At 45.0% G+C, this 22,185-nt stretch carries 18 protein-coding genes; 13 read left to right on the forward strand and 5 right to left on the reverse strand.

Annotated elements, in window-relative coordinates:
- Positions 1-108 precede the first annotated feature (108 nt).
- Positions 109-1,083 carry an ABC transporter substrate-binding protein gene (locus C4S60_RS07290; RefSeq protein WP_103879682.1) on the forward strand — a complete coding sequence of 325 codons (975 nt, stop codon included), beginning with the start codon at positions 109-111 and terminating at the stop codon, positions 1,081-1,083.
- Entirely contained in the window at positions 1,073-3,142 is a 2,070-nt protein-coding gene (locus C4S60_RS07295; protein WP_103879683.1) for a putative bifunctional diguanylate cyclase/phosphodiesterase, read from the forward strand. Before C4S60_RS07290 ends, C4S60_RS07295 begins: the two co-directional genes overlap by 11 nt.
- Positions 3,143-3,209: 67 nt before the next feature.
- Here the strand turns inward: C4S60_RS07295 and C4S60_RS07300 are convergent, their stop codons facing one another.
- Positions 3,210-4,172 (reverse strand): DUF4382 domain-containing protein, encoded by a 963-nt coding sequence (locus tag C4S60_RS07300; RefSeq protein ID WP_103879684.1) that lies wholly within the window; start codon positions 4,170-4,172, stop codon positions 3,210-3,212.
- Between the two features lie 227 nt (positions 4,173-4,399).
- Here C4S60_RS07300 and C4S60_RS07305 point away from each other — a divergent pair, with 227 nt between their 5' ends.
- From C4S60_RS07305 to C4S60_RS07325, 5 genes are all read left to right on the forward strand, one after another.
- On the forward strand, positions 4,400-4,996 hold the full coding sequence (locus C4S60_RS07305; RefSeq protein ID WP_103879685.1) for a DJ-1/PfpI family protein: 597 nt from the start codon (positions 4,400-4,402) through the stop codon (positions 4,994-4,996).
- Positions 4,993-5,481: a GNAT family N-acetyltransferase gene (locus tag C4S60_RS07310; protein ID WP_103879686.1), complete on the forward strand. Its 489-nt coding sequence runs from the start codon at positions 4,993-4,995 to the stop codon at positions 5,479-5,481. The genes C4S60_RS07305 and C4S60_RS07310 overlap by 4 nt, the downstream gene beginning before the upstream one ends.
- Positions 5,482-5,532: 51 nt before the next feature.
- Positions 5,533-6,207, forward strand: coding sequence for a YoaK family protein (locus C4S60_RS07315; protein ID WP_103879687.1), 675 nt, complete (start codon positions 5,533-5,535; stop codon positions 6,205-6,207).
- Between the two features lie 8 nt (positions 6,208-6,215).
- Positions 6,216-7,010 carry a PhzF family phenazine biosynthesis protein gene (locus C4S60_RS07320; protein ID WP_103879688.1) on the forward strand — a complete coding sequence of 265 codons (795 nt, stop codon included), beginning with the start codon at positions 6,216-6,218 and terminating at the stop codon, positions 7,008-7,010.
- A 68-nt stretch (positions 7,011-7,078) separates the two neighbouring features.
- Positions 7,079-8,143, forward strand: coding sequence for a DUF2157 domain-containing protein (locus C4S60_RS07325; RefSeq protein ID WP_103879689.1), 1,065 nt, complete (start codon positions 7,079-7,081; stop codon positions 8,141-8,143).
- Positions 8,144-8,168: 25 nt separating this feature from the next.
- On the opposite strand, the gene C4S60_RS07330 is transcribed toward C4S60_RS07325, so the two are convergent.
- Complete coding sequence (locus tag C4S60_RS07330) at positions 8,169-9,197, reverse strand: helix-turn-helix domain-containing protein (protein WP_244183046.1); 1,029 nt, start codon at positions 9,195-9,197, stop codon at positions 8,169-8,171.
- 268 nt (positions 9,198-9,465) lie between these two features.
- Here C4S60_RS07330 and C4S60_RS07335 point away from each other — a divergent pair, with 268 nt between their 5' ends.
- The 4 genes from C4S60_RS07335 (at position 9,466) to C4S60_RS07350 (ending at position 13,947) form a co-directional block, all read left to right on the forward strand.
- A complete protein-coding gene (locus C4S60_RS07335) occupies positions 9,466-10,473 on the forward strand; it encodes a helix-turn-helix domain-containing protein (RefSeq protein ID WP_103879690.1) in 1,008 nt (335 codons plus the stop codon).
- A gap of 96 nt (positions 10,474-10,569) precedes the next feature.
- Positions 10,570-11,949, forward strand: a complete 1,380-nt coding sequence (locus C4S60_RS07340) for a metal-dependent hydrolase family protein (protein WP_103879691.1) — start codon at positions 10,570-10,572, stop codon at positions 11,947-11,949.
- Positions 11,950-12,019: 70 nt separating this feature from the next.
- Complete coding sequence (locus tag C4S60_RS07345) at positions 12,020-12,667, forward strand: DUF3299 domain-containing protein (protein WP_103879692.1); 648 nt, start codon at positions 12,020-12,022, stop codon at positions 12,665-12,667.
- Positions 12,667-13,947 (forward strand): carbohydrate porin, encoded by a 1,281-nt coding sequence (locus C4S60_RS07350; protein ID WP_103879693.1) that lies wholly within the window; start codon positions 12,667-12,669, stop codon positions 13,945-13,947. Before C4S60_RS07345 ends, C4S60_RS07350 begins: the two co-directional genes overlap by 1 nt.
- Before the next feature lie 315 nt (positions 13,948-14,262).
- On the opposite strand, the gene C4S60_RS07355 is transcribed toward C4S60_RS07350, so the two are convergent.
- The 3 genes from C4S60_RS07355 to C4S60_RS07365 all read right to left on the reverse strand — a co-directional run bounded on the left by C4S60_RS07355 (position 14,263) and on the right by C4S60_RS07365 (position 19,640).
- The gene (locus C4S60_RS07355; RefSeq protein ID WP_103879694.1) at positions 14,263-17,061 is read right to left on the reverse strand and encodes an Hsp70 family protein; all 2,799 of its coding nucleotides are present in this window, start codon (positions 17,059-17,061) and stop codon (positions 14,263-14,265) included.
- Between the two features lie 84 nt (positions 17,062-17,145).
- Complete coding sequence (locus C4S60_RS07360) at positions 17,146-19,008, reverse strand: Hsp70 family protein (RefSeq protein WP_103879695.1); 1,863 nt, start codon at positions 19,006-19,008, stop codon at positions 17,146-17,148.
- Positions 19,008-19,640, reverse strand: coding sequence for a DUF2760 domain-containing protein (locus C4S60_RS07365; RefSeq protein WP_103879696.1), 633 nt, complete (start codon positions 19,638-19,640; stop codon positions 19,008-19,010). The genes C4S60_RS07360 and C4S60_RS07365 overlap by 1 nt, the downstream gene beginning before the upstream one ends.
- 330 nt (positions 19,641-19,970) lie before the next feature.
- On the opposite strand from C4S60_RS07365, the gene C4S60_RS07370 reads away from it, so the two are divergent.
- Together C4S60_RS07370 and C4S60_RS07375 are read left to right on the forward strand one after the other, a co-directional pair.
- Positions 19,971-21,506 carry a sensor domain-containing diguanylate cyclase gene (locus tag C4S60_RS07370; RefSeq protein ID WP_103879697.1) on the forward strand — a complete coding sequence of 512 codons (1,536 nt, stop codon included), beginning with the start codon at positions 19,971-19,973 and terminating at the stop codon, positions 21,504-21,506.
- 89 nt (positions 21,507-21,595) lie between these two features.
- Positions 21,596-22,126, forward strand: coding sequence for a 3'-5' exonuclease (locus tag C4S60_RS07375; protein WP_103879698.1), 531 nt, complete (start codon positions 21,596-21,598; stop codon positions 22,124-22,126).
- Positions 22,127-22,185: the final 59 nt, after the last annotated feature.

The following is a 22,185-nucleotide window of genomic DNA, read 5'->3' on the forward strand; positions in this document are numbered from 1 at the left end:
ATAAGTGTTTGTTGGATAAAACATCAACCAATAATAAACTTTTTTTTTAGATGTTTACCAGATGAATGATTGTTTACTATAGTGAAAGAAAAAGAATGAGGTACAGACATGATTCGTGTGCCGTTAGTTTTGGGGTGTATCGGCTTAATGATTGGGTGTGGAGACCAGGATGTGGCATCTCCTCAACCGACAACAATGGTGGTAGCTGTGGGGCTACAGCCCAGTTCAGCATTACTCTTAGTCGCGGAGGGCACTGGACATTTTGCAGAGCATCAAATTGATATTACGGTTGTTGGACTGCCCAGCGGTAAACTCGCTATGCGTGCTGTCGCAGCCAATGAAATAGATGCCGATTTTATTTTCCTTTCTGATATAGCCTATCTGGGACATCAACATCTGTTACCTGATTATCGTGTCGCAGCTACTGTATTTGATTCTGATAATGTTAACGCGATCGCTAGCCTTAGTGATTTTGAAGGGCTGGCAGATATGAAAGGTAAGACTCTATGTACTCAGTATCTTTCTGCGCTGCACTTTTTTGGTCAGATTCTGACAGAGCGAAGTGGTATCGATAACGTAACGTTCCAGTACTTTAATGTAGCCGAACTCAATGAAAAGTTAATTTCTGGTGACTGCGATTTTATTACAACGCGGGAGCCACTGATTTCAAATTTAGTGGCCGAAGTGAATCGGCCTGTGGTTGTCAGGTCTTATCCCGGCGTTTATCTGCAGTATGAGTTAATGCTTGTCAATAACCGGGTAGATAACAATGAGCTGGAAGAGTTTCTCAAAGTTTTGATCGAAACGGAGACTTTTATTCAGCGCCAGACAGAGTTTGCAGAGCATATTCTCACGAATAGGTTAAAGACAGATGCAGATAAGTTAAATAACATACTAGAAGATAGCGTACTAGAAGTGTCGTTGTATCAGCCGTTGATTCCGTTATTAGAGCGAGAGAGGGATTGGCTTCAATCGCATGGTGTTGACCAAGTAAGGAGTGTACCTCTTCATGAGCTACTAAGGGCGGGACCTCTAAAAAATGTGGCGCCACTAAAGCAAACGATCGTTGATTATGAAAATTAGTATTAAACAGCTACTGACATTATTAGTTCTGACTCTTCTGACTCTTATGTCGGTCATTCTGTATATTGGTGACCAGCGAAAATTAATCCGAGAACAGGTGTCAGAACTGGAGCAAAAAGCATTCATTATAAGTGAGCAGGCGAACCGGCTAAACGTAATTGTTGCCGACTTTAATTTCTACCATTCCACAAACTCTTTGACTAAATGGTCAAAGACGTTAGACAAGATTGAACGACAATCTGTTGAACTGTTGTTTTTGACGCAGCAAAGTGACCAGTCGTTGGCTAAACGTCTCGGCACTGATATTTATCGGATTCGGCAACAATTTGAATTATTGAAAGAAGCGTCCATTGAAAAGGACATTCAGTGGATCACTATTAACCTAAATACTTACAGCCAAAACTTGATAACGCATCTGCATAATTTAAGTGAACAGACGCGAATTTTATCAGCGGAAGAGTTAAGTAGATTGTCCAGCTATCAGGAATTGGCTTTATCAGTGACGACTTTTTTTGCTCTGGCACTTCTTCTAGTTTTGTATACGGCTCTGTTTATTCCGCTAAAGACTGTTAAGTCTGAACTAAAAAAAATCGGTGATGGTACCGCTTTGTTTAAAATCAACAAGCCGTCCATCAAAGAGTGGTACGAACTTACCGTTAGCCTGGAGGCTATGTATCAAAAGCTCAGAGCAACTACAGTAAGCCGAAAGGAGTTGCTAGATGAAGTGGAAATGCGTAAACAAGCAGAACTTAGCGCCAGAGAGTTGGCCAGAACAGACTATTTGACAGGCTTACCAAACAGAATGCGCTTTTTTGAGTATTTTCAGTTTCATGACTTATCGAAACAAGAAGAAGGCTATTTGCTATTTCTTGATATTGATAACCTTAAATCTGTCAATGACAACCTCGGGCACATTGCCGGTGATCAATTGTTACGCTCGGTCAGCCAGGTGATTTTACGTACAGCATACCATGGTGACAACATTGCACGTTTGGGGGGCGATGAATTCGCCATTTTGCACTACAGCGAAAGTGAGTCGGAAGTATTAGAGTTCGCCTCGAACCTTCAGCAAGCGATCGCTGAACCAATTTTAGTGGATGGCACGCATATTCGTGCCAGGTGTTCGATTGGTATTGCTGGATATCCACAAGATGGGGATGAAATAAAGGAATTACTATCGTGTGCGGACACGGCAATGTACTTTGCAAAACGTAACCCTGTCACGACATCAGGAATCGTTAGGTTTACAACAAAACTTGGTGATCTGAGTCGGCATTTGTTTACACTGCAGCACCAATTAAGGCGAGCGGTAGAATTACAGGAGTTTCAGGTATGGTTCCAGCCTCAAATTGATATAAAAACAATGCAGGTCTCTGGTTTTGAAGCCTTATTACGTTGGCAGGACCCCGATGGCCGAAGTATCAGTCCCGATGTTTTTGTACCTCTTCTGGAAAAGTCGGTCGACATAGTGAAAGTGGGGGAGATGGTATTTGATAAGGCCATATTGTTCCATAGAATGCTGAGAAAGCTGGGCTACGATCTGTCGATTTCCATTAATGTATCTGCTGTACAACTGGAGCGGGAAGATTTTATAAGTTCTTTGCAATTAAAGGTGTTAGATTCGGGGCACAATCCAGCGCACTTCCCTTTAGAGCTCACCGAGACCGCCATTTTTAAAAACAAAGAACAAACACTTAAGTCACTCTATGAACTACGTAAATTGGGTTTTAAATTGCAGCTTGATGACTTCGGTACAGGTAATGCGTCTTTGGATCTTTTGAAGAGTTTTCCATTTGATACGGTAAAAATCGATAAATCCTTTACCCAGGAAGCGGTAGTCAAGGCGGAAACCAAAGCCATTATTAAAGCGATTACGTTATTATCGAATGATCTGGCTTTCGACGTGATTATTGAGGGTGTCGAGACCAAAGAACATCAGGTTTTAGCTATGGATTACCAGATTCGCTCAGCTCAGGGTTATTATTATTCGCCTGCAATGCTGTCAGAGGATGCGATACGTTGGCTCATGGATTATCAAAGGTATGCTGAGGTGATGTAGTTCCGGGTTTGTGAGTGAGGTGGTCTTTATACTCTCACTCACAAACTATCGTTGTTACAACGCCTTTCTAGCGCAATATTTCAACAAAATCGTAGATTTTCTCCTGAGTGGGAGAGAGCTCGATTTCCGCCATCTGCTCTTCCGGATTAGGAATTATAAGCTGGTCGTATTGAATTGGGTCATCGCCTGTGGCGCTGCAGGAAAACGCAACCGTGTAAGCACCAGCGGGAATATAGCCGAAGGCATAATCACCCTGTTCGGTCACAGACGTCGATGCATAGGGTGCGACGTAGCCTTCCGGCAGTTCAGTTTCTTTAGGGTAATCAGGGTCATTTTCATCAATGTTGTCAATAAGGACATCACTGGTGTGATTGTGGCCGGCATACAGGTAGACAAAGTTGCCCGTATCAGCGCTACAAGCTTCGCCTGCACTAAACAGGTTCACGTCTACGGTACCTTTTAGCGAGGCGGCAGAGCTGTTGTCGACAATGGAAACACCATGAGGCTTAAGATTGTAACCATTGTTGTTGCTATTATTGCCTCTTTGCACAAGCGCTTTACGCAAGTCAAACTCGATGGTGAAAGCTTGCACAGTCTCTTCACTGACTTCAAAGCCACCCAGTTTTAACTTGTTACTTGGAATCTTTAGATCGTGTGTACCATTTGCAATGACCCAGTTATAGCTGTTGCCAGCCTTAGTATGTAAGATCATTTCTTTGTAGCTGCCAACCTGAATGCGCTCATCGCTCACAATCAGCTTGGCATCGGTACCCTGATAATCGAGTAAGTTGATTTGCTGATAATCGTCACTCGTTTCTGTATCCACGACGTTGATAAAGTAACTTTGACCACTTTCATGCTTCAGTTCGATGGCATCAAACGCAACTACTACAGCATCGGCATCGTCTACAGGAGCATCAGAAATGCTGAATGAAACCAAAGCGGTTTGTGGTTGAGTAGTGTCGGAATCGCTACCGCAACCCACGATGACTAGCGGCGCAAGTAAAATGGCCAGCTTTTTATTAAACATATTGACTATCCTTAACATTCAATGAATGGCGCAACAGTAGCAAGACTGCACATTAGTTTGAGTAAAGACGGTGTCATTTTATTATCAGTTCTTCGTATGCCCTGAAGGCTAACCAATAAGCGGGGAACTTCGACAGCTTGAAAGGTCTGCAGTATGTAATCTGGCTTGAAATTTCTCTATAAGCTGAAATACTGAAGCAAAGGGTTGTGCAAAAGGATAGGTTGTTAATGAATATAGGGATTTACATCTATAAAGACGTTGAAGTGCTCGATTTCTCGGGGCCCTATGAAGTCTTTTCTACCGCAAATCGTTTTGTATCTGAGTCGTCTCGACTGACCATCAGTCTACTTGCCGAGTCCAGAAGCATCGTGAATGCAAGAGGTGGCCTTAAAGTAGAAGCAGATTATTCGATTCTTAGCCATCCTCATCTGGATGTCGTGGTTGTGCCCGGCGGTGTGCATGAGCCTGAAATGAATCACAATATCGCCATTGACTGGATAGGCCGTGTAGCAGCATCCGCTTCCATCGTGGCATCGGTATGCACTGGCGCTTTTTTATTGGCGAAGGCGGGCGTCATCTCCAATCATACAGTGACGACACATTGGGAAGATCAGGCGCAATTGCAGAACATGTTTCCAGAACTACAGGTCATGAAAGGCATACGTTGGGTTGACTGTGGACCAATTATTACTTCTGGGGGGATTTCTGCTGGCATTGACATGAGTCTAAGATTAGTCGAAAAGCTTCTGGGCAGAGAAGTCGCTATAAAAACAGCAAAGCAGATGGAGTTCGACTGGAACGAACAGGGAGTTGTGATGCAATGATAGAGATTAAACCGTTAGTCACGCCAGTGACCGAAGAAGTTGCGAATTTATCGGTGAGTAGTGAACAAGTTCAATATGTCGGTATTATCACAGACATTCTGTCAGAGAGTTTGCCTAAACAGGGCGAGAGCCAGTGGGTAATCTATTCTAACGATATTGCCGTCGGTTTTTTCATATTAGATCTGGCCTATTCACAAACTATGGATACATGCCCCATCGGTTCCGTGGGACTACGCGCTTTTTTTATTGATAGGCGCTATCAGGGGCTCGGATTGGCGAAAGCCGCCATTGAAACCATCCTAACCAATTATGAGAACTGGTTAAACTGTAACGGAGCGGATCTCTATTTGACGGTTAATTGCCGCAATCAATCCGCCTATAAGTTATATCAAAAACTAGGGTTTGAGGATACGAGCGAGCTTTATCTAGGGGGAGAGGCAGGACCGCAACACATTATGTGCTTTAAATCAAAGAAACCTGCCTGAATAGGACTATGATGCAGGCTTTAAGTTTGTGTGATTGGTTAAGGTGATTCCGTGATTTCAAAGTTGCCTCGTTGGATTGAGTCTGGCGCTTTTGTTCTTTCCTTATTGGCCGGAACAGTCAATGCAATTGGTTTGATGGGATTCCAACATCAGGCTATTTCGCACCTATCGGGGACCGCGACACTACTGGGCACACAACTCTTTGCCGACTGGTCAGTAGCTGCGCATATGTTCACCATAATCATCAGCTTTTTGATAGGCTCCGCTATCTCGGGGTTGTTCATTTCCAACATTTCTTTGAAACTGGGTCGCCAGTATGAATGGTTGCTCTGTATTGAAAGTGCTTTTTTAATTATCGCTTCATATCTTTTATTTCATGGCTCGCTAAGTGGTAGCTATTTTGCCTCGGCTGCCTGTGGTCTGCAAAACGCATTGGCGACAACGTTTAGCGGTGCAGTGGTGCGAACCACCCATGTAACGGGAATTGTCACTGATCTCGGTATTATGATTGGCTCAACGCTCCGAGGGGAAGCCTTTGACCGACGCAAGGCAAAGTTGTTTGCTACCATCTTGACGGGCTTTGTCGCCGGGGGCGTAGCGGGGGCAATGCTGTATTCTCGCATGGCCTTCGTCGCATTAATGGTGCCGGCTGTTGCATGTATAGTGCTGGCACTAGTATATAGGGTTTATCGAAAACGAATCGCCTATACAAGCAAAGCAACATAAGGAATATTATGGTCACACAATGGATTGTCGATGCCTTTACCGATACCCCTTTTAAGGGCAACAGTGCTGCCGTTATCATCGTCGATGATTATCCTACCGAGGAATGGATGCAAAGCATTGCCAAAGAGAATAACCTATCTGAAACAGCCTTTATCAAGCGCCTGGACTCCAGTCACTACCATATTCGTTGGTTTTCTCCCCTCACTGAAATCGACTTTTGTGGCCATGCTACTTTGGCATCAGCCTATATCTTATATCACCAGGTTGGTCATCAAGGAGAGATATGTTTTTCAACCAATGAGGTTGGGGATTTATTCGTGAAGCCAGGTGGTGAGGAACGAATCGAAATGAGTTTCCCTGTTCGTACACCGGAACCTGTGGATGTGATTCCCGAGCAATTGATCAAAGGGCTGACGATCACACCAAGACAGGTATTAAGAAGTGACCAGGCGTATTTTGCTATTTATGACAAAGAAAGTGATGTGACAGATCTTGCCACGGATAATCAATGTTTAAGATCATTAGCCCCTTTCGATGTCGTGGTTACCGCAAAGTCTGAATCGTTATCCTATGACTTTGTATCTCGATACTTCTGGCCGGCAAATGGTGGTGATGAGGATCCTGTAACTGGCTCCATTCATGCTGGATTAATGCCGTATTGGGCTAAGCAACTTAATAAGCGCAGTCTAACTGCGTTACAGGCGTCTGAAAGGACTGGTGTCTTGTATGGGGAGCTTGTGGACGATAGGGTAATTATTTCCGGGAATGCGGTATTGTTTGCTAAAGCCACTCTCTTTGTTTAGGGTAGCGCGTTCATGATGAGCATGACATGGTATTCCCCTTAATAATAAAGTAGTTGGATGTATACAACATGAAGCTTTCGAAAAGAGAAGGGCGCATTGTAGGAAGTGCGATTGATGAATGGTTAGAGACGGGGGTGATTACTCAGTCCGACTCGGAAAAACTAAAGGCCAGCTATCAGGTAACCAGCGTAGATTGGTCATTGATTGCCAAGTATTCGTTCTGGGTCGCCATTGTATGTGTTGTTTTCTCGGTACTCTCTGTTCTTCTTGATGAGTGGCTTATCGCACTGATTCAGAACGTATTTGATGCCCCTGATCTGGCGAAAAGTGGTTTCTTTGCCGTTGTGTCTGCAATGTTTTATTACTCCGGAGTGAGACGGAAATCTATATTCCCTGACAAAGCATTTAGTAATGAAGCTTTGTTTGTATTGGGTATTGTGAGTACTGCTATTGCCATCTTCTTTATTGGCCAGGTTATTGAGACCGACAGCTTAACTAAGCTCATTCTGCTTGCCGCTATTGTTTATGGCATTCTGGGGTTGTGGATCCCTTCATTGATCGTTTGGTTGTGTGCATTACTGGCTTTGGCGTGCTGGTTTGGTATTGAAACGTATCAGTGGGATAAGTCGGGTTATTTCCTGGGGTTAAATTTCCCGTTACGATTCGTAGGCTTTGGTGGCATGCTCATCACTGCTGCTGTATACGCACAGCGTAAGTGGCCAGCTAAAGAGGATTTTGCGGTTACCACAAGAGCGCTAGGGCTAGCGGTATTCTTCTTTTCGTTATGGGTGGTGTCGATATTCGGCAACTACTCTGAACTGGCTGAATGGAGCCAAATTACTCAGCTCTCACTGCTGAATTGGTCGGTACTATTGCTAATGTCATCTGTGGCCGCGTTGTACTTTGGTATTAAGTTCGACGATGAACTCAGTAGAGGCTTTGGTTTGATCTTTATTTTTATCAACCTCTATACCCGTTTTGTGGAGTACTTTTGGGAAGGCACTCATAAAGCGTTATTTTTTGCAGTGTTGGCGGCGAGCTTTTGGTTTTTTGGCACCAGAGCAGAGAAGATCTATCGTTTAGGGAGCCGCAAAATGCCAAAATCAGACGACGTTTCCAGGGGGCATAAGTAGCGGCTTATTCGGAATAACGCAGATGCTAATCATTTAAGCTGAGAATGGTATTGCGATAAACTTTTGGCGTCAATCCGCAGATGCGCTTGAAAGAGCGGGAAAAATGGGCCAGATCAGCGAAGCCTAACTGGCTGGAAATATGTGTCAATGAGTGGCCTTCTTCCATCATTTCGATGGCAACGGTGAAAACCAAATTGTCTTTTATATGGCGAAAACTGGTGCGTTCGTCATTCAACTTCCTTTGCAGCGTTCTTGCTGAGAGCTTCAGCAATTTAGCCGCTTGATCCAGATTTAGGTTCTGTTCTTTGACATAAGGCAGCAATGCCGTAAAGACTCTGTCGGTAAAATTGCCATGCCAGGCAACCAAAGCCTGTTCACCTTGCTTCGAATCGATTGATATGTTTGGCTTTTGGCATAATATTGACTCATCAATCAGCCATTCAATGCGTTGACTTCCTACAAAATACTGTACCGAACCACCGACAATGGCTTTGGCTATGGATTCGTCGCTGGCTTGAAGTTTTATCTGTTTTGGAGTCCATTCACTAGATGTCAGTGCCCGTATTAACTCTATCATATAGATCACTGTCCAAATTTCTGCCCAAAGGTACATGCTTCCGCCATTATATTGGCGATTGCACCAGTACCATGTTCTTCCGTGGCTTCGCTCTACGCCAACATCGACGCCAACGGCGTCAAACTGGTAGACTTCGCGACTATGTTCAAGCGCTTCTCTGATGTCTTTACAGTGAACGAACTCACCAATCAGTCGCGGTATGACTTTTTCTCGGATTGCCGTACGCAGCAAATGACCAAAACTTTGGGTGTCGAGCTGATTTGCTAGCAGGTAGATCAACTTCTTGACGGGCTCTTGTGGCACAAACTCTTGATCTAAATCGAATAAATCGTGTGGTAAACCAGACTGTTCTATCAAATGGTGGGGGTCCTGGTAGCTCTCTCGAAACAGCTCGACCAAGACTCGGGCATAACCAGATTTGATTAAGAGTGTAGAGTGGGTGGCATTTAATGTCATGTGCTCGTGAGTTGCTACCATAATATCCGTTGACTTAACCTTAGGTTAGTGCTTTGCGGTCAAATGGCAACTTTCTGCTGTTCGATGATGTGTGAAATCTCAATTTCGAGCCTGAAATCATCTACTTCTGGCTCTCTAATTAAAAGCTGACAATTAACAGTAGTCGAGAAAGGCATAATATTTGTAGAATTATGGACTTTCAGGTATTCAAAGATAAGTCATTTCAGCTGGTTAGACTTCAGTTGTGAACTATTCTTAAACAAGTCATTCATAATTATTGTCATATCACATGGGCAGACCAAAAAAAGACGACAAGGTACATATAGTAAGAACAGAGCATGTTCTGTTTTTTACCAGGCTATTTGAAGGGCTAAATATTGACCTGTTGCCTTTGCTCAGAGAAACGCGTGTACCGAATACGCTCATTGACCAACCTGAATATCTCTACCTGCCAGAGTCAACCTTAAAGAACTTACTGCAAAAACTCGGTCAATCCGTTTCAATAAGTGAATATGGGTTGAGAGTATGGGAAATGTGTTCAGTCAAGTATGTTCCCAGCTATCTGGAAAAGCTCGAAGACGGCGTATCATTGAAAGTATGTCTCACTGAATTTGGAGAACTTCTTAAGCGAGAGTCTTCGAATACCAAAGTTTATGTTAAACAGGCAGGCGGATCGTGGTGGTTAGTTCGAGAAAAAAGTGGCGTGGAAGAAGTGTGGTTCAAATATGCTGAAATGTTCTCGGTACTTTTTATGGTGCAGTTATTAAAGCAGCTTACTCACGGTCAATATCAACCCACAGAAATTGGTGTTCAGAGTAATGTCATTGACGATTTTCTAAAACTTCCTGAGTTACATAAGGTGAGATTTTACTCTGAGAGACCGGTGACGGCGCTAAAAATTGACGATGAACTCATTGAACAGTTGGTAACGATAGGGAAAAAATCTTCCGAACCAAATGAGTTTATGCCAACTATATTAAGCTTTACTCAAAGTTTGAAATTGGCGTTATCTCCTTACTTTACAGCGGGCAAACTCCCGCTAGATATGGCTTCGGACATTACCAATATCCATTCAAGAACAATACAGCGGCGCTTACGAGAAGAAGGCACTAACTACAAAGAGTTCAGTGAGGAAATTCTATTTGCACTCATCAAGAGCGCATTAACTCGTTCCCATAACGTATCGAAAATAGCACAACAATTTGGCTACTCGGATTGCGCCCATTTCACAAGAGCATTCAAGCGATACGAGGGGGTGACGCCCTCTCAATATCGAGCTTCCATTGATGCCAAGTAAAGTATTGTCGCTAAATGGCAATACCTTAAGCTCGTCAGCATATACATTACCGTCTAAAGTTTATATGTTAATAAACTGTTAACTGTGAGGTGGGTAATGAATTCAGTGAGAAGTAAACTCTCTATTGTTGCGGTGTCTTGCGCGTTTGCATTGAGTGCGAACGCCAACACGGTACTATTCAAGAATGTCAATGTTTTCAATGGATTGGACAACAAGCTCTATGAAAATCAATATGTGCTGGTTGAAAATAATCTGATAAAGACGATTTCCTCAGAACAGCCGGACATCAAGGATGGAGAGGTAATCGAGGGCAATAATATGACCCTAATGCCCGGAATGATCGAAGGCCATGGACACTTACTTCTAAACGGTGGCAATTTAAGCGATCACGAAAATAACAGAACCGTGGAAGAGTTGGCAGCGCGATCGACTGTTAATGCGAGAGCTGCGTTTCGGTCTGGATTTACCACATGGCGTGATGCTGGTGGTTTGAACACTGGTTTGAGAAAGACAATCGACTCAGGAATGTTAGAGGGACCTCGATTGTACACTTCTGGCGCGTTTATCGGACCGACCGGATCACACGCCGACTTTAGCAACCTAACCACAGCGAATCAGCACTTTTTTGGTTCTTCATCCAGCATGGCGAGGAACAGCGTCAGTTTCAATGCTGATGGAATTACCGAAATAAAAGCAGCAGCTCGACAAAACTTCAAACAAGGCAATACCCAAATTAAGATCATGTCTTCGGGAGGAGTGGCCTCATCTTTTGACCCATGGCAACTGAATGCGATGTCTTCAGAAGAGATTGGAGCAGCCGTTGAAATCGCCGAAGCTTACGGGTCATACGTTATGTCCCATGCTTATAGCAAGAAAGCCATACTTCGTAACCTTGATGCCGGGGTAAAAACGATTGAACACGGTTTCATGTTCGATGGTGATATCGCCAAGAAAATGAAAGAGAAAGGGGCTTATATCACAACCAATATGACAGCATTTTCTCCTTATTTAACGGAAATTGAGGCGATAAATTCAAATCCGGCGTCAAAGCGTAAAGCAGAAACTGCGACCAAAGCTTTCTCCAAATATATTGAGAACGTCAACAAGTATCAGCCAAAATGGGGATTTCACACAGACTGCGTAGGTAATGTGGTTGCCTGTATAAAACAAACTGACCACACCATTTATCTGGCGGGTAAAGAGCTGGGCAATTTCTTCACATTAAAAGGCCTTACATCTGTTAACGGTGAAATTGTGAAGTTGTCTGGCGTCATGGATCCGTATCCAGAGGGTAAGTTGGGTGTCATAGAGGAGGGCGCTTATGCTGATCTTCTATTGGTAGACGGTAACCCGCTGGAAGATCTCACTGTCATTGGCGCGAATGAGAAATGGTTTGATGCGGAGGAGCGAGGACACGATATCGAAACGATAAAAGTGATCATGAAAGATGGTGTCGTATACAAAAATACGCTGTAACCGGATTAAAGCTTGAACATGCGGCGAGTGAGAACTTTGGCCTCGCCGCTTTGTTAATCAATAGGTGGAAATGATGAACTGGTGGATTGCTCTACTGCTACCGATCTTGTCTGTTTTAGCCCATGCCAGTGAGCCTGTGACCATTCAATGGAAAGACTTGCAACCAGAGACGGCTAATATAGAGACAAACCTGCCCGATATTACCGAGCGTCAACGTGAAAGCTTACAAATGATATTGCTTTTAGATTCTGTTCCGAGTGCAGAGAATCAAGCAAAGTCTGAAGAACTAATAAGCGAGTTAAGTGCTCAAGGTATAGATGCACGTTTTCTGCTGGAGCAAAGACGGCAGTTTATGGAGCAGATGAAAAATCGGGCTGAACAGACAACGGAGGCATTTAATCACCGCTCGATAAGAATGGCAGGCTTTATTGTGCCGCTCGATATGGACGGGTTAAAAACGACCGAGTTTTTGTTGGTACCTGTCGCCGGAGCGTGTATTCATTTACCGCCGCCTCCGGCTAATCAAATAATTCGAGTTCATTATCCGAAAGGGTTTGAGATTAAGAATGTGCAATACCCAGTGTGGATAGAAGGCGTTATTCAAAACGACAAAAAAACAGAAGATGTTTTCCTGGTTGACGGCAATACCGCCATTACTATGGGCTACAAGTTGGATGCGGTGAATATTCAAGACTATTACCAGGCAGAGTCACTTTAATGGAGGTAACAATGAGAAAGCAGTGGAGTAATTTGGTTCTTGCTGTCGGCGTCTCTAGCGCACTTGTGTTTCCAGTGGTAACGGCAGCCACCGACTTTGGTAGCCCGGATTCGGTAGACAATACGCTCAAAGGAAAGCCTAGCCCAAAGCTGACCTGGCGAGAACTACTTGAAAAAGAACGTAACCTGACTTTTGGTATTGACTATCAAGCTCTTGGGCTTAATGCGACAAATCCTGTAGAAGGTGGGGTAGATAATGCTGCTTCTGGAATTGTTCGTTTCTACGGAAGCTGGAATCTTGTAGGCTTAAAATCGGGTAACACTGGCGGATTAGTGTGGAAGGTGGAGCACCGACATAAATATACTGACTTGTCGCCAAAGGAGTTTGCCTTTATTGGTAATGTAACGCCAACTCTTCCTGATGGCATCGGGTATGTTGGAATGATAGGGCCGGCTTATTCCGATCAGGGGGCGCGTTTAACTAACTTGTATTGGAAGCAGAAACTTAACCAAGGACGCACGTCTATTATGGCTGGGTACTTAGATACTACAGACTACGTAGATACCTATGCGCTGGCAAGCCCCTGGACGGGCTTTACCAACCTTGCATTTAGTACCGGAGCAGGTGCAATTGGCTTGCCTGATGACGGAATATTGGGCGTGGCTGTGGGCCATATGTTAACCGACAACTTCTACATAATTGGTGGTGCTGCGGACGCAAACGGTGATTCATCGGAGCCGTTTGGCTCTTTCTTTGAAGGGAGTAAATTGTTCACTTCGATTGAATTTGGGTGGACCGCGTCTCAGGAACAGATTTATACCGACAATATCCACATCACTGCGTGGAACATTGATGGAGGAACGCGGCACAATTTGTCGACAATAACCTTACCTGATGGGTCGACGACTTATAGCAATGAAGAGGGAAGTGGGTTCAATTTTTCTGCAAGCTATTTCGCTACACCTCAGTTAATGCCCTTTTTGAGAGGAGGATTCTCTAAGGGTGATGTGGCACTTTACGATAGCTCCATTAGCGCTGGTCTGGGCTACTTTGGGCTTGGGAACCAGACGAGTAATCTTGGGTTTGCTGTCAACTGGAGCAAAATCAATGACGCATTTGGAAGCGACCTTGATGACCAATTTACCTCAGAGTTGTTCTTTAACTGGGCTATTAACGATTACATACAGCTGACGCCTGACATTCAGTACATTAAGAATCCTGCTTTCTCAGACAAGAGCAGTACCTGGGTAATGGGCCTGAGGTTTAGGGTAGCCATTTGATGAATGAAAAAACGAGCTCAATTGAGCTCGTTTTGCTGTCCATCATAGATGTAACTGTAAACCCGGACTGGCCATCCGTATTCAGTGTATTCCTTTGCAAGGACATCTGCCACTTCAACCGTAACTTCAACTCGCATCCACGCACCTATACCAAGGGGTTGATATTCGATAACCCGGTTTCTCACATTTATGCCTCCGCTAACTGACGTTGTGTCTGATCCAGACCGCAATGTATACGCCAGTTAGACAATAAGCTCGGAATAGCGGATATTACCGCTTTATTTGTCGCAGTGTGTTTCCGCGTATGAGCAATGTTTAATGGCTCAGCAAGTGAAGCCCGGCAGGCAACGCATCACCGAACAGCTTTTTCGAGTCAGAATCAGAGAGTTCCTTCACTTCAGTAACCAGTTCCAGCCAACTTGTTGGTGCTTTCGAACCTTTGAGTTTCGTTAGCACTTGATGGCGGAGGTCGTCAGAAATATCAAGAGAGCGGTCTCCGGTCTTACGGCACATTAGGACACAGGCAAAAGCAATCATAGGCTCTTTTGACCAATCCTGTTCGAGTAGCTTAGGTAGCCACTGTTCGACTTGTTCCCGTGATACCACATTGTGCTGACTGCCATAGAGTGGCGTGCGTGAAGCGAGTCTTCCTAATGCCCACCAGTGAGCCTGAACGAACTGACTCTGATTGATCGCCTTACTGAGATACCAGTTTGCCAGTAGTACCTTGTCGTCGACGTACAAGTTTTCCAGCCCGGCTGAGAGTCTGACCATAGCTTCATAGCCTTTATCTTTGGCTCCCTGGAACGTTTTGGCATTCTTCATCGCTCCTGGATGGAGGTATTTTGCAATGTCGCCAAGAATGACTTCTTGTTGCTCTTCGTTGAGTCCACCTGAAACACGTCGCCAGAAAGTCCACCAGTCACTCCAGCCTTGTGCATTTTGAAATTGGATACCTTGTTGATAAAGTCCCCAAATTTGTTCCATGCGCCAGGAATCGGTCGCATCCCCAAACCCCGGTCTCATACAAAAACCAGTAAGTCTCAACCAGTTTTTTTCATGCTGCTCTGAGCGACGGCGACGTTTTCTGCCAAGCGAAAAACTATCGACGAGAGAGCGGAGAGTATGAAAATCCCAGTCTTCCTTTTTACCCAGACTCTTTTCGAGTGTTTTTGAAAGCAGCTTGATCTCTTTACTATCGGCACTATTTTTATTACCGCTGTACAGGCGAGAGATAAGTGCTTTGCTGGGCTCTAATCCAGGGTGAGTTTGAGATGTTTCTTCATGAGCCTGCTGATTACGAACTTCAAATTCGAGTTCCCAGCGCTGGCTTTCATCTGTGGCGCTCACGCACTCAATTTTAAGTGTGCCGACTTCGGTTAGCTGACAGGCTAGTTGCACCTCAACGCGTTCTTTTTGATTAGCCTCCAGTTTTAAATCATTACCCTGTAACGTATTGATGTAGGGTGGAAGTGGCATAAACTGATCGGGGTCGATAGGTACCATTAACCCATTTTGCACTTTTTGGTGAGCGCCGAAGAAATCGTGGGTTGACGTTAGCAAATTAAAGCGAACGGGTTCGCCAAGTGTCAATGCAAAGCGACGGCCGGTAAGACGAATTTCCTGACTTTCTTCCGTTCCTTTAGCCAGCAAGCACAGCGCCTGACCCGGTTTGTTTTTTTCCTGCAAGTGCAGAAAATAAGAACGTGCACTACCACCACCAATTCGCAACTGAGCACCGCGACGAGCTTTTGCGAATGCGACTGCACCAAGTGCGACAGCCCAGTCTGGATGGGGGTTGGAAAGTAGTGAGATCGGCTTACCTTTCCAGTTTTCTACGATATCGACGATACGACGTGTGACCAACTCACTGTTAAATACACCACCATTGAGAAGCAAGCCGACCGGAATCGCAGGCTCACTTTCGTCGTTTAGCGCTTCTCTCGCGACTTCCTGATGTAAATGAAGAAACTCAGAGACGTGTTTACTGACGGCGGGATCAGAGACATAGGGCAGGCCAAACTCGACGACTGCACTGCGTTTTTTATCTGGTAATTGACCAAATTCCGTTTGCGGGAAAAAGCCTTCAAGCGCGATTTGGTGGACTTCTTGTTTATTCAGCGCAATGCTTTTTGTACCGCCAATCAAACGGGAACCACTACCTAGCATAGTGATTTTCATTTCATCAGGAGCATGGTCTGAAAGTAATGCTTCTTTTGCCTTGCGAGTTTGTTGGATCAACTTGGTCAGACTGGCCGCGTTGAGTTTTTTAGACTCGTTGAAGCGCTGTTCTGCCAGATGTGCCAATGCGAGATCAAGATTGTCGCCTCCCAGCATCAAATGTTCACCAACACCAATCCGGTTTAATGCAAGTTCTTCCTCTTGGTGGGTAGCTTCAATCAGGCTTAAATCGGTGGTACCGCCGCCTACATCACAAACCAGTATCAACGGGACTTGTGAAAGTTCTTGTGATGCCGTTTCTTTATGGCGTGCATACCAGTCGTAGCAGACCGCCTGAGGTTCTTCGAGCAGATGCACTTTAGGAAGTCCCGCCAGTTTGGCCGCCTTTAAAGTGAGTTTTCTGGCAGTCTCGTCAAAAGAGGCCGGGACAGTAATGACGACATCTTGATCCTCGAGTTTATTGTAGTGATGACGATGGTTCCACGCCTGTCGAATATGATTCAGGTAACTGGCACTGGCGATGACTGGGGAAACTTTACGGACATCTTGAGCGCCCGCCCAGGGAAGAATCTCATCTTCCCTGTCTACCGCAGTGTGAGAGAGCCAGCTTTTGGCACTCGATACCTGACGGCCTTCGACTTTAGCACCGAGCTCCCGTGCCCACTCTCCGATGATGATGTTATCGATGTCCCCTTCGACATTTTTGTTTTCCCACGGCAAAGTGAGATCGGATTCAGATACTTGTTGTTGAGCAGGGTGATATCGAAAAGAGGGTAGCAATGGTTTTCTGACCACTTCACCCGGTCCGACAAGTTGGTCTATTTCAAACAGCTCAACAGGAGAGTTGGAAAGGTCACTTTGTATTTCACAGAATGCGACAACCGTATTGGTTGTTCCTAAATCGATACCGACCAAATATTGTGAGGATGCCATGACATGCTCCGTTTAGATCTTAAGAAAGACTCGGATTAGAGAGAAGAAACGGCACATAGTGTGCCGTTTTTGTTTTAATTATTGTTATGCGTCTTCGCGAACGTCAAACTCAACGTGCCATTTTTGACCATTGTCCGCTGCAATTGCTTCTAGATAGAGAGTGCCAAGCTCAGTCACTCGTGAAGAGAGGGTGACTGGAACCACATCACCGGTATTTCGGCCTTCTGACACTGGCAAAGTCACCTGAATTTCAGGCAACTCTTCAAGCTCTTCAGGTTTCCAGTAATCGAGATGTACACCTGCCTGATCATCACGGCGTGTCGTCGAACCGAAGAACTGGAAGTGTACTGGTTGTCCAATGACCAGACCAAATTCCTGACTTGGTACCTGAACACTGCTGCCTTCTTCCATACCAAACGGAGCTACACACAGAGCCTCCATCGGAGGAGCCATACCTGGAATAGCAGGCATCGCGCTTTCAATACCGATGTAATAGCTCGATGCAATACCGCCACGAATGCGAACGCCCTGGCCACGACGTACGCTGCCATAATAAGCGGCGCCACTGGCTACCGCCAGATCAAGGTTAAGCCCGGACAGCATCTTCGCTTTTTCAGCATTGGCCGTTTCAAGCCAGCCATTGATGGTATTAAACAGACGATCCGACAGCAGTTTAGACTTAAGTACACCACCGTTAAACAGTAGTGCCGTCGGTTTAACAAACTCTGGGGCCGCCTGCATGCCAGGAATGCCGGCAAAAGCGTTGTCAGTGGCATTGCTTTGACGGCTCAAGAATGCTGCAATATGGCGGGTGATAGCTGCGTCCTGCGCGTAAGGCAGACCCATTTGAGTCAGTGCGCCACGCGCACGTTGAACAGGGTGCTCTTGTACGCCGACTTGAGGAAAGAAACCGTCGACCAGAGTTTGCTGAACTTCCTGTTGTGTCAGCTCTGTTTTCAGAGTGGCTCCAAGAAGCTTTGAGCCTCTGCTAGGAACGACGATTGGCACCGATTGAAGCTCAGAATCATTTAACAATGCCTCTTTAGCGTCACGACAGGCGTGAGTCATGGCTTGTACTTGCCACGGCTGCAGTTCTTTTCCTTCTTGCGCCAGTTTCATCTTGAGGCGGTAAGCTAGAGCCAGATCCATGTTGTCACCACCGAGCAAAATATGTTCGCCTACGGCGACACGCTCGAGGTTCAAGTTACCTTCTTCTTCAGTAACAGCAACCAATGACAGGTCAGTAGTACCACCACCCACATCGACGACAAGAACCACATCACCAACACTGACTTCATCACGCCATTTGTCGTTGCTGTTATCGATCCAGCTATACAAAGCTGCTTGCGGTTCTTCAAGTAACGTCAGATGAGCAAGGCCAACGTTTCGGGCCGCTTCTGCGGTTAAATCTCTGGCAGCTGGATCAAACGAAGCCGGAACGGTAATGGTTACGTCCTGGTCTTCAAGTTTGTGATCAGGGTGCATGTGATTCCATGCCTCCTTGAGGTGATCCAGGTAAAGCTCAGTAGCACGAAGCGGCGAGACTTTAGCGACTTCTTCTGGGCTCCCTTGAGGGAGGAAGTTGTCACGGCGGTTTACACCTCCGTGGCACAGCCATGACTTGGCACTGGCCACCAATCGAATAGGGGTCTTTGAACCAAGGTTTCGAGCGACAGCGCCCACTAAGGCTTTAGGCTCACTGGTCCAGGGTAATGTACGAGAACCCTGACCCATTTCATGTTCGTGTGGCTGATAAAGGAAAGAACCCAACTGTGTGTGTGATTCCACTGTACCCGGCGCAGTTAATTGAGGTATTGCCACAATTTCTACTTGCGCTTCCTCGTTTTGGGTGTCGATAAACGACATCACACAGTGAGTCGTACCAAGGTCAATACCGACACTGTATTTTGCGATATGTTGGTCTTGAGTTTGCACTGAAGGCTCCATTATAGCTCTACCTCTGCTGGTGCGATGATCGAAGCGTTGTAATTTTCAGACAGCTTTGGAAGATTGACGTTATCTGCTTTCCAGCCTTTATGGACCAGTGTACCTGTGAATGGTGCATTGCCGGTAACATTGCCCGTCAGGCGAACAGATTGAGGGTCGAAGCCTTCTTCGACAGAAATACGCGTTTCTTCTTCTTCAGCGCGAATTGGAGATAACTCAAAGTACTCAGTGATTACTTTCTTACCACCAGAGTGAACAACTCGCGCAGCCGCGCCGACTTCTTCGTCAGAAAACGCAGTGAGGTCCTCTTGGAGGAAATCAACCATACGGGCTTCTTGTTGCATTAGAGATAGCAACTGCATAGCAGAGTCTGTCGATGCTGTAGCAAGCTTTGATTCGACTTCAACCACTTTTTCTACAACTTTTTCGACCTCGACAACCTTTTCGATTTCGACGATTTTTTCTACTGGTTTTTCAACCTCGACAATCTTCTCTACCGGCTTTTCAACGACTTTTTCTACTACTTTGCCTTTGCGCGACACGGCAATAGCCAGCAGTAAAACACTGGAAGCAGCCAGACCGGCGTGAAGCATATCAAAGGTCGTAGGGATAACATTTAGATCGAAGTTCATAGGGATTTCTCTATGTGACAGTCATTACGTGTTAATTTTGGGGCGAAGTCTAGCATAATCAAGGCTCTTAGCGCGAAGGATTACCAAATTTGTCATTATAAAGTGAGTTTTTTGATGAAGATTTCAGCAGATAATGAGGTTTTAGCAATTTTAAGTGATCTTTGCTGTCTTTTGCCCATGCGTAACTGTTGTTAATGTCAGAGCTGTGTAAGATTTAGTACCTAGCAGTAATAGATTGTATTTTCAATGATTATAGCTTGCGAAAAAGTATAAATATCACAAATAAGAATACTGACAAAATAACTATAATAGTCAGTTAGGACGTAAAATATGGTTACAGGCTTAAGCAAAGAGCACCGAGGAGTAAAGCGGTACTCGGTGCTGGTATTTTCCATTGGAATGATACTGACAATTTTCATCACACACTTAGTTTATAAAGGACAGCAGCAACTCGCGAATTCAAATTTTGAATTTCTTGCTAATAACCAAGCAGAAAACATAAAAGAACTCGTGATGCTGGATGTTGGTTTTATTGGAGCGGGAGCTAGTTTCTATCACGCAACTCAGCCACCAACATGGGATAATTTTTCGACGTTCGTTGCGCCGTTATTGGCAGACTCCAAAAGTCTGATTGCAATGCAGTGGATGAAAAAGGTTTACCCTGAACAAATAGACTCCCATGTAAAAAAAGTTCGCGAGCATTTTCCCAAATATCAAATTTACACCGTTCCTAAAGGTAAACCCCGAATAGATGGGTACATCTTGGAAAATGAAGAGCCTATTTATGTGGCCAGTGACGTCTATCCCGTCAATGAGGCCAACCTTAGAGCTTTAGGCTATTACTCGTCCAGAGAACGAGTCAGACGAGTCATTGACAGTACACTGGCCACTGGTGAACCAAGTCTTTCTGATAAGATCCGACTGCTTCAGGATGGCTTTGATCGTTCATTACCGAAGCAGGGGATGCTGGTGTATCACCCGGTGTTTGAGGTAGGAGGACAATCACTTCGAGGAGTGGTGATCGGGGTTATTCGAACCACGGTTTATTTTGAGCAAATAGTGTCAAGAACGTCTATCGGTAAAGAAGTTGGAGTTCGGGTTGTGGATCTTGGGTTTGATGCGGAGGATGACCCGGTGATGTATCAGAACACGAACTGGGATTCCCTAAATACTCAAAGCAAAGATATCGTAATTGATCTTTACGATCGTCAGTGGAAAGTTCAGTTTAAACACGACTCAGAGATTTCCCAGACAGACCGTATTATTCTTATCTGTGTCGCTTCTGGTGGCTTTGTTATCTCATTACTTTTGGCTTATGTAGTTCAGCTCATGCTCAGAGAGCAGAGGAGACTAACTCAATTGGTGAACCGTCGTACCAGAGACCTTCAGTATCTTGTAGAAAGGGATCCGTTGACGGAAGTGTATAACCGCCGGGCATTTAATCGACTGGCAGACTACCATATCGCATGTGACAAGCCATTTTCTCTGGTGATCATCGATATTGATAAGTTCAAACAGATTAATGATCGATTTGGCCATGTAGTGGGTGACGAGATTTTGATGCAAATAGCGGCGTACATTAGCGAACAACTTTATCCTGATGACCTGTTATTCCGTCTGGGTGGTGATGAATTTGCGGTGATCAGCCGTTGTATTGATTACACCCTGTTAGATAATTACCTGAATCAAGTATGCCAAAATACCAGTACACTGAAATGGGACACGATTGATCCTAAATTTGTATGTACACTCAGCGTTGGTGCAGCCGTATATCGAGGCGAAAGTTTGGAACAGCTGATTAATCGAGCGGATGAGCAGCTCTACATCAGTAAAGCCAAAGGGCGCAATATGGCAAACGTTGCTTGATATTAGAGCGGTTAGTGGTTCAGGTGTCGAGCTTTAACATTTAATACGTTACAATCCTCAGGTTCTACTAACTGAAGTCTTATTTTACTATGAATTACAACCGAGTCGTCTGCTTTGATCTTGAAATGTGCTGTTGGAATGTCGACGGAGTCGGCACTACCGGCGAAATCATTGAGGTTGGATTGGCAGAAATAGATCTCGTCAAACAAGAAGTTGTTAAGCGCGCTCAATATTACGTTAAGCCCGAGAAAGATGAAGTGTCGCTATTCTGCACAGAGTTGACTGGAATTTCTCCAAGAAAGGTAGAAAAGCAAGGTCGTCCACTGGCAGCGGTAATTCAGTCCATGGTAAAAAATTTTGGTGGACCCAACAAAATATATGCTTCTTGGGGAAGAGATGATCTGATTTTGCAACAAGAGTGCATTGAAAAAGGGATCGACATGCCTTTCAAAGAGTTTGTGAACCTAGCGACCTTGTACCGTATTCAGAATCGACTCAAAGACAAACGAATCGGCCACAAAGCGGCGCAAGAAAGCAAAGGTATCGAATGGGAAGGTAGACAGCACTCGGGTTATGTCGACGCCTATAATCTGGCCAAATTGGCATTGGAGATGCTCTAATCGCGAGATAGTGATTGAACGGGCAACATCAGGTTGCCCTGTTGACATCGAGATACTCG

This window comes from Vibrio hangzhouensis, from assembly GCF_900107935.1.
Classification (GTDB): domain Bacteria; phylum Pseudomonadota; class Gammaproteobacteria; order Enterobacterales; family Vibrionaceae; genus Vibrio; species Vibrio hangzhouensis.

Bases quoted from the DNA above. Each gene is read 5' to 3' on its own strand.
- C4S60_RS07310 (WP_103879686.1), top strand. From the start codon at position 4,993: ATGATAGAGATTAAACCGTTAGTCACGCCAGTGACCGAAGAAGTTGCG.
- C4S60_RS07340 (WP_103879691.1), top strand. From the start codon at position 10,570: ATGAATTCAGTGAGAAGTAAACTCTCTATTGTTGCGGTGTCTTGCGCG.
- C4S60_RS07350 (WP_103879693.1), top strand. From the start codon at position 12,667: ATGGAGGTAACAATGAGAAAGCAGTGGAGTAATTTGGTTCTTGCTGTC.
- C4S60_RS07305 (WP_103879685.1), top strand. From the start codon at position 4,400: ATGAATATAGGGATTTACATCTATAAAGACGTTGAAGTGCTCGATTTC.
- C4S60_RS07330 (WP_244183046.1), bottom strand. From the start codon at position 9,197: ATGGTAGCAACTCACGAGCACATGACATTAAATGCCACCCACTCTACA.
- C4S60_RS07320 (WP_103879688.1), top strand. From the start codon at position 6,216: ATGGTCACACAATGGATTGTCGATGCCTTTACCGATACCCCTTTTAAG.
- C4S60_RS07360 (WP_103879695.1), bottom strand. From the start codon at position 19,008: ATGGAGCCTTCAGTGCAAACTCAAGACCAACATATCGCAAAATACAGT.
- C4S60_RS07325 (WP_103879689.1), top strand. From the start codon at position 7,079: ATGAAGCTTTCGAAAAGAGAAGGGCGCATTGTAGGAAGTGCGATTGAT.
- C4S60_RS07295 (WP_103879683.1), top strand. From the start codon at position 1,073: ATGAAAATTAGTATTAAACAGCTACTGACATTATTAGTTCTGACTCTT.
- C4S60_RS07335 (WP_103879690.1), top strand. From the start codon at position 9,466: ATGGGCAGACCAAAAAAAGACGACAAGGTACATATAGTAAGAACAGAG.
- C4S60_RS07365 (WP_103879696.1), bottom strand. From the start codon at position 19,640: ATGAACTTCGATCTAAATGTTATCCCTACGACCTTTGATATGCTTCAC.
- C4S60_RS07375 (WP_103879698.1), top strand. From the start codon at position 21,596: ATGAATTACAACCGAGTCGTCTGCTTTGATCTTGAAATGTGCTGTTGG.
- C4S60_RS07370 (WP_103879697.1), top strand. From the start codon at position 19,971: ATGGTTACAGGCTTAAGCAAAGAGCACCGAGGAGTAAAGCGGTACTCG.
- C4S60_RS07355 (WP_103879694.1), bottom strand. From the start codon at position 17,061: ATGGCATCCTCACAATATTTGGTCGGTATCGATTTAGGAACAACCAAT.
- C4S60_RS07290 (WP_103879682.1), top strand. From the start codon at position 109: ATGATTCGTGTGCCGTTAGTTTTGGGGTGTATCGGCTTAATGATTGGG.
- C4S60_RS07345 (WP_103879692.1), top strand. From the start codon at position 12,020: ATGATGAACTGGTGGATTGCTCTACTGCTACCGATCTTGTCTGTTTTA.
- C4S60_RS07300 (WP_103879684.1), bottom strand. From the start codon at position 4,172: ATGTTTAATAAAAAGCTGGCCATTTTACTTGCGCCGCTAGTCATCGTG.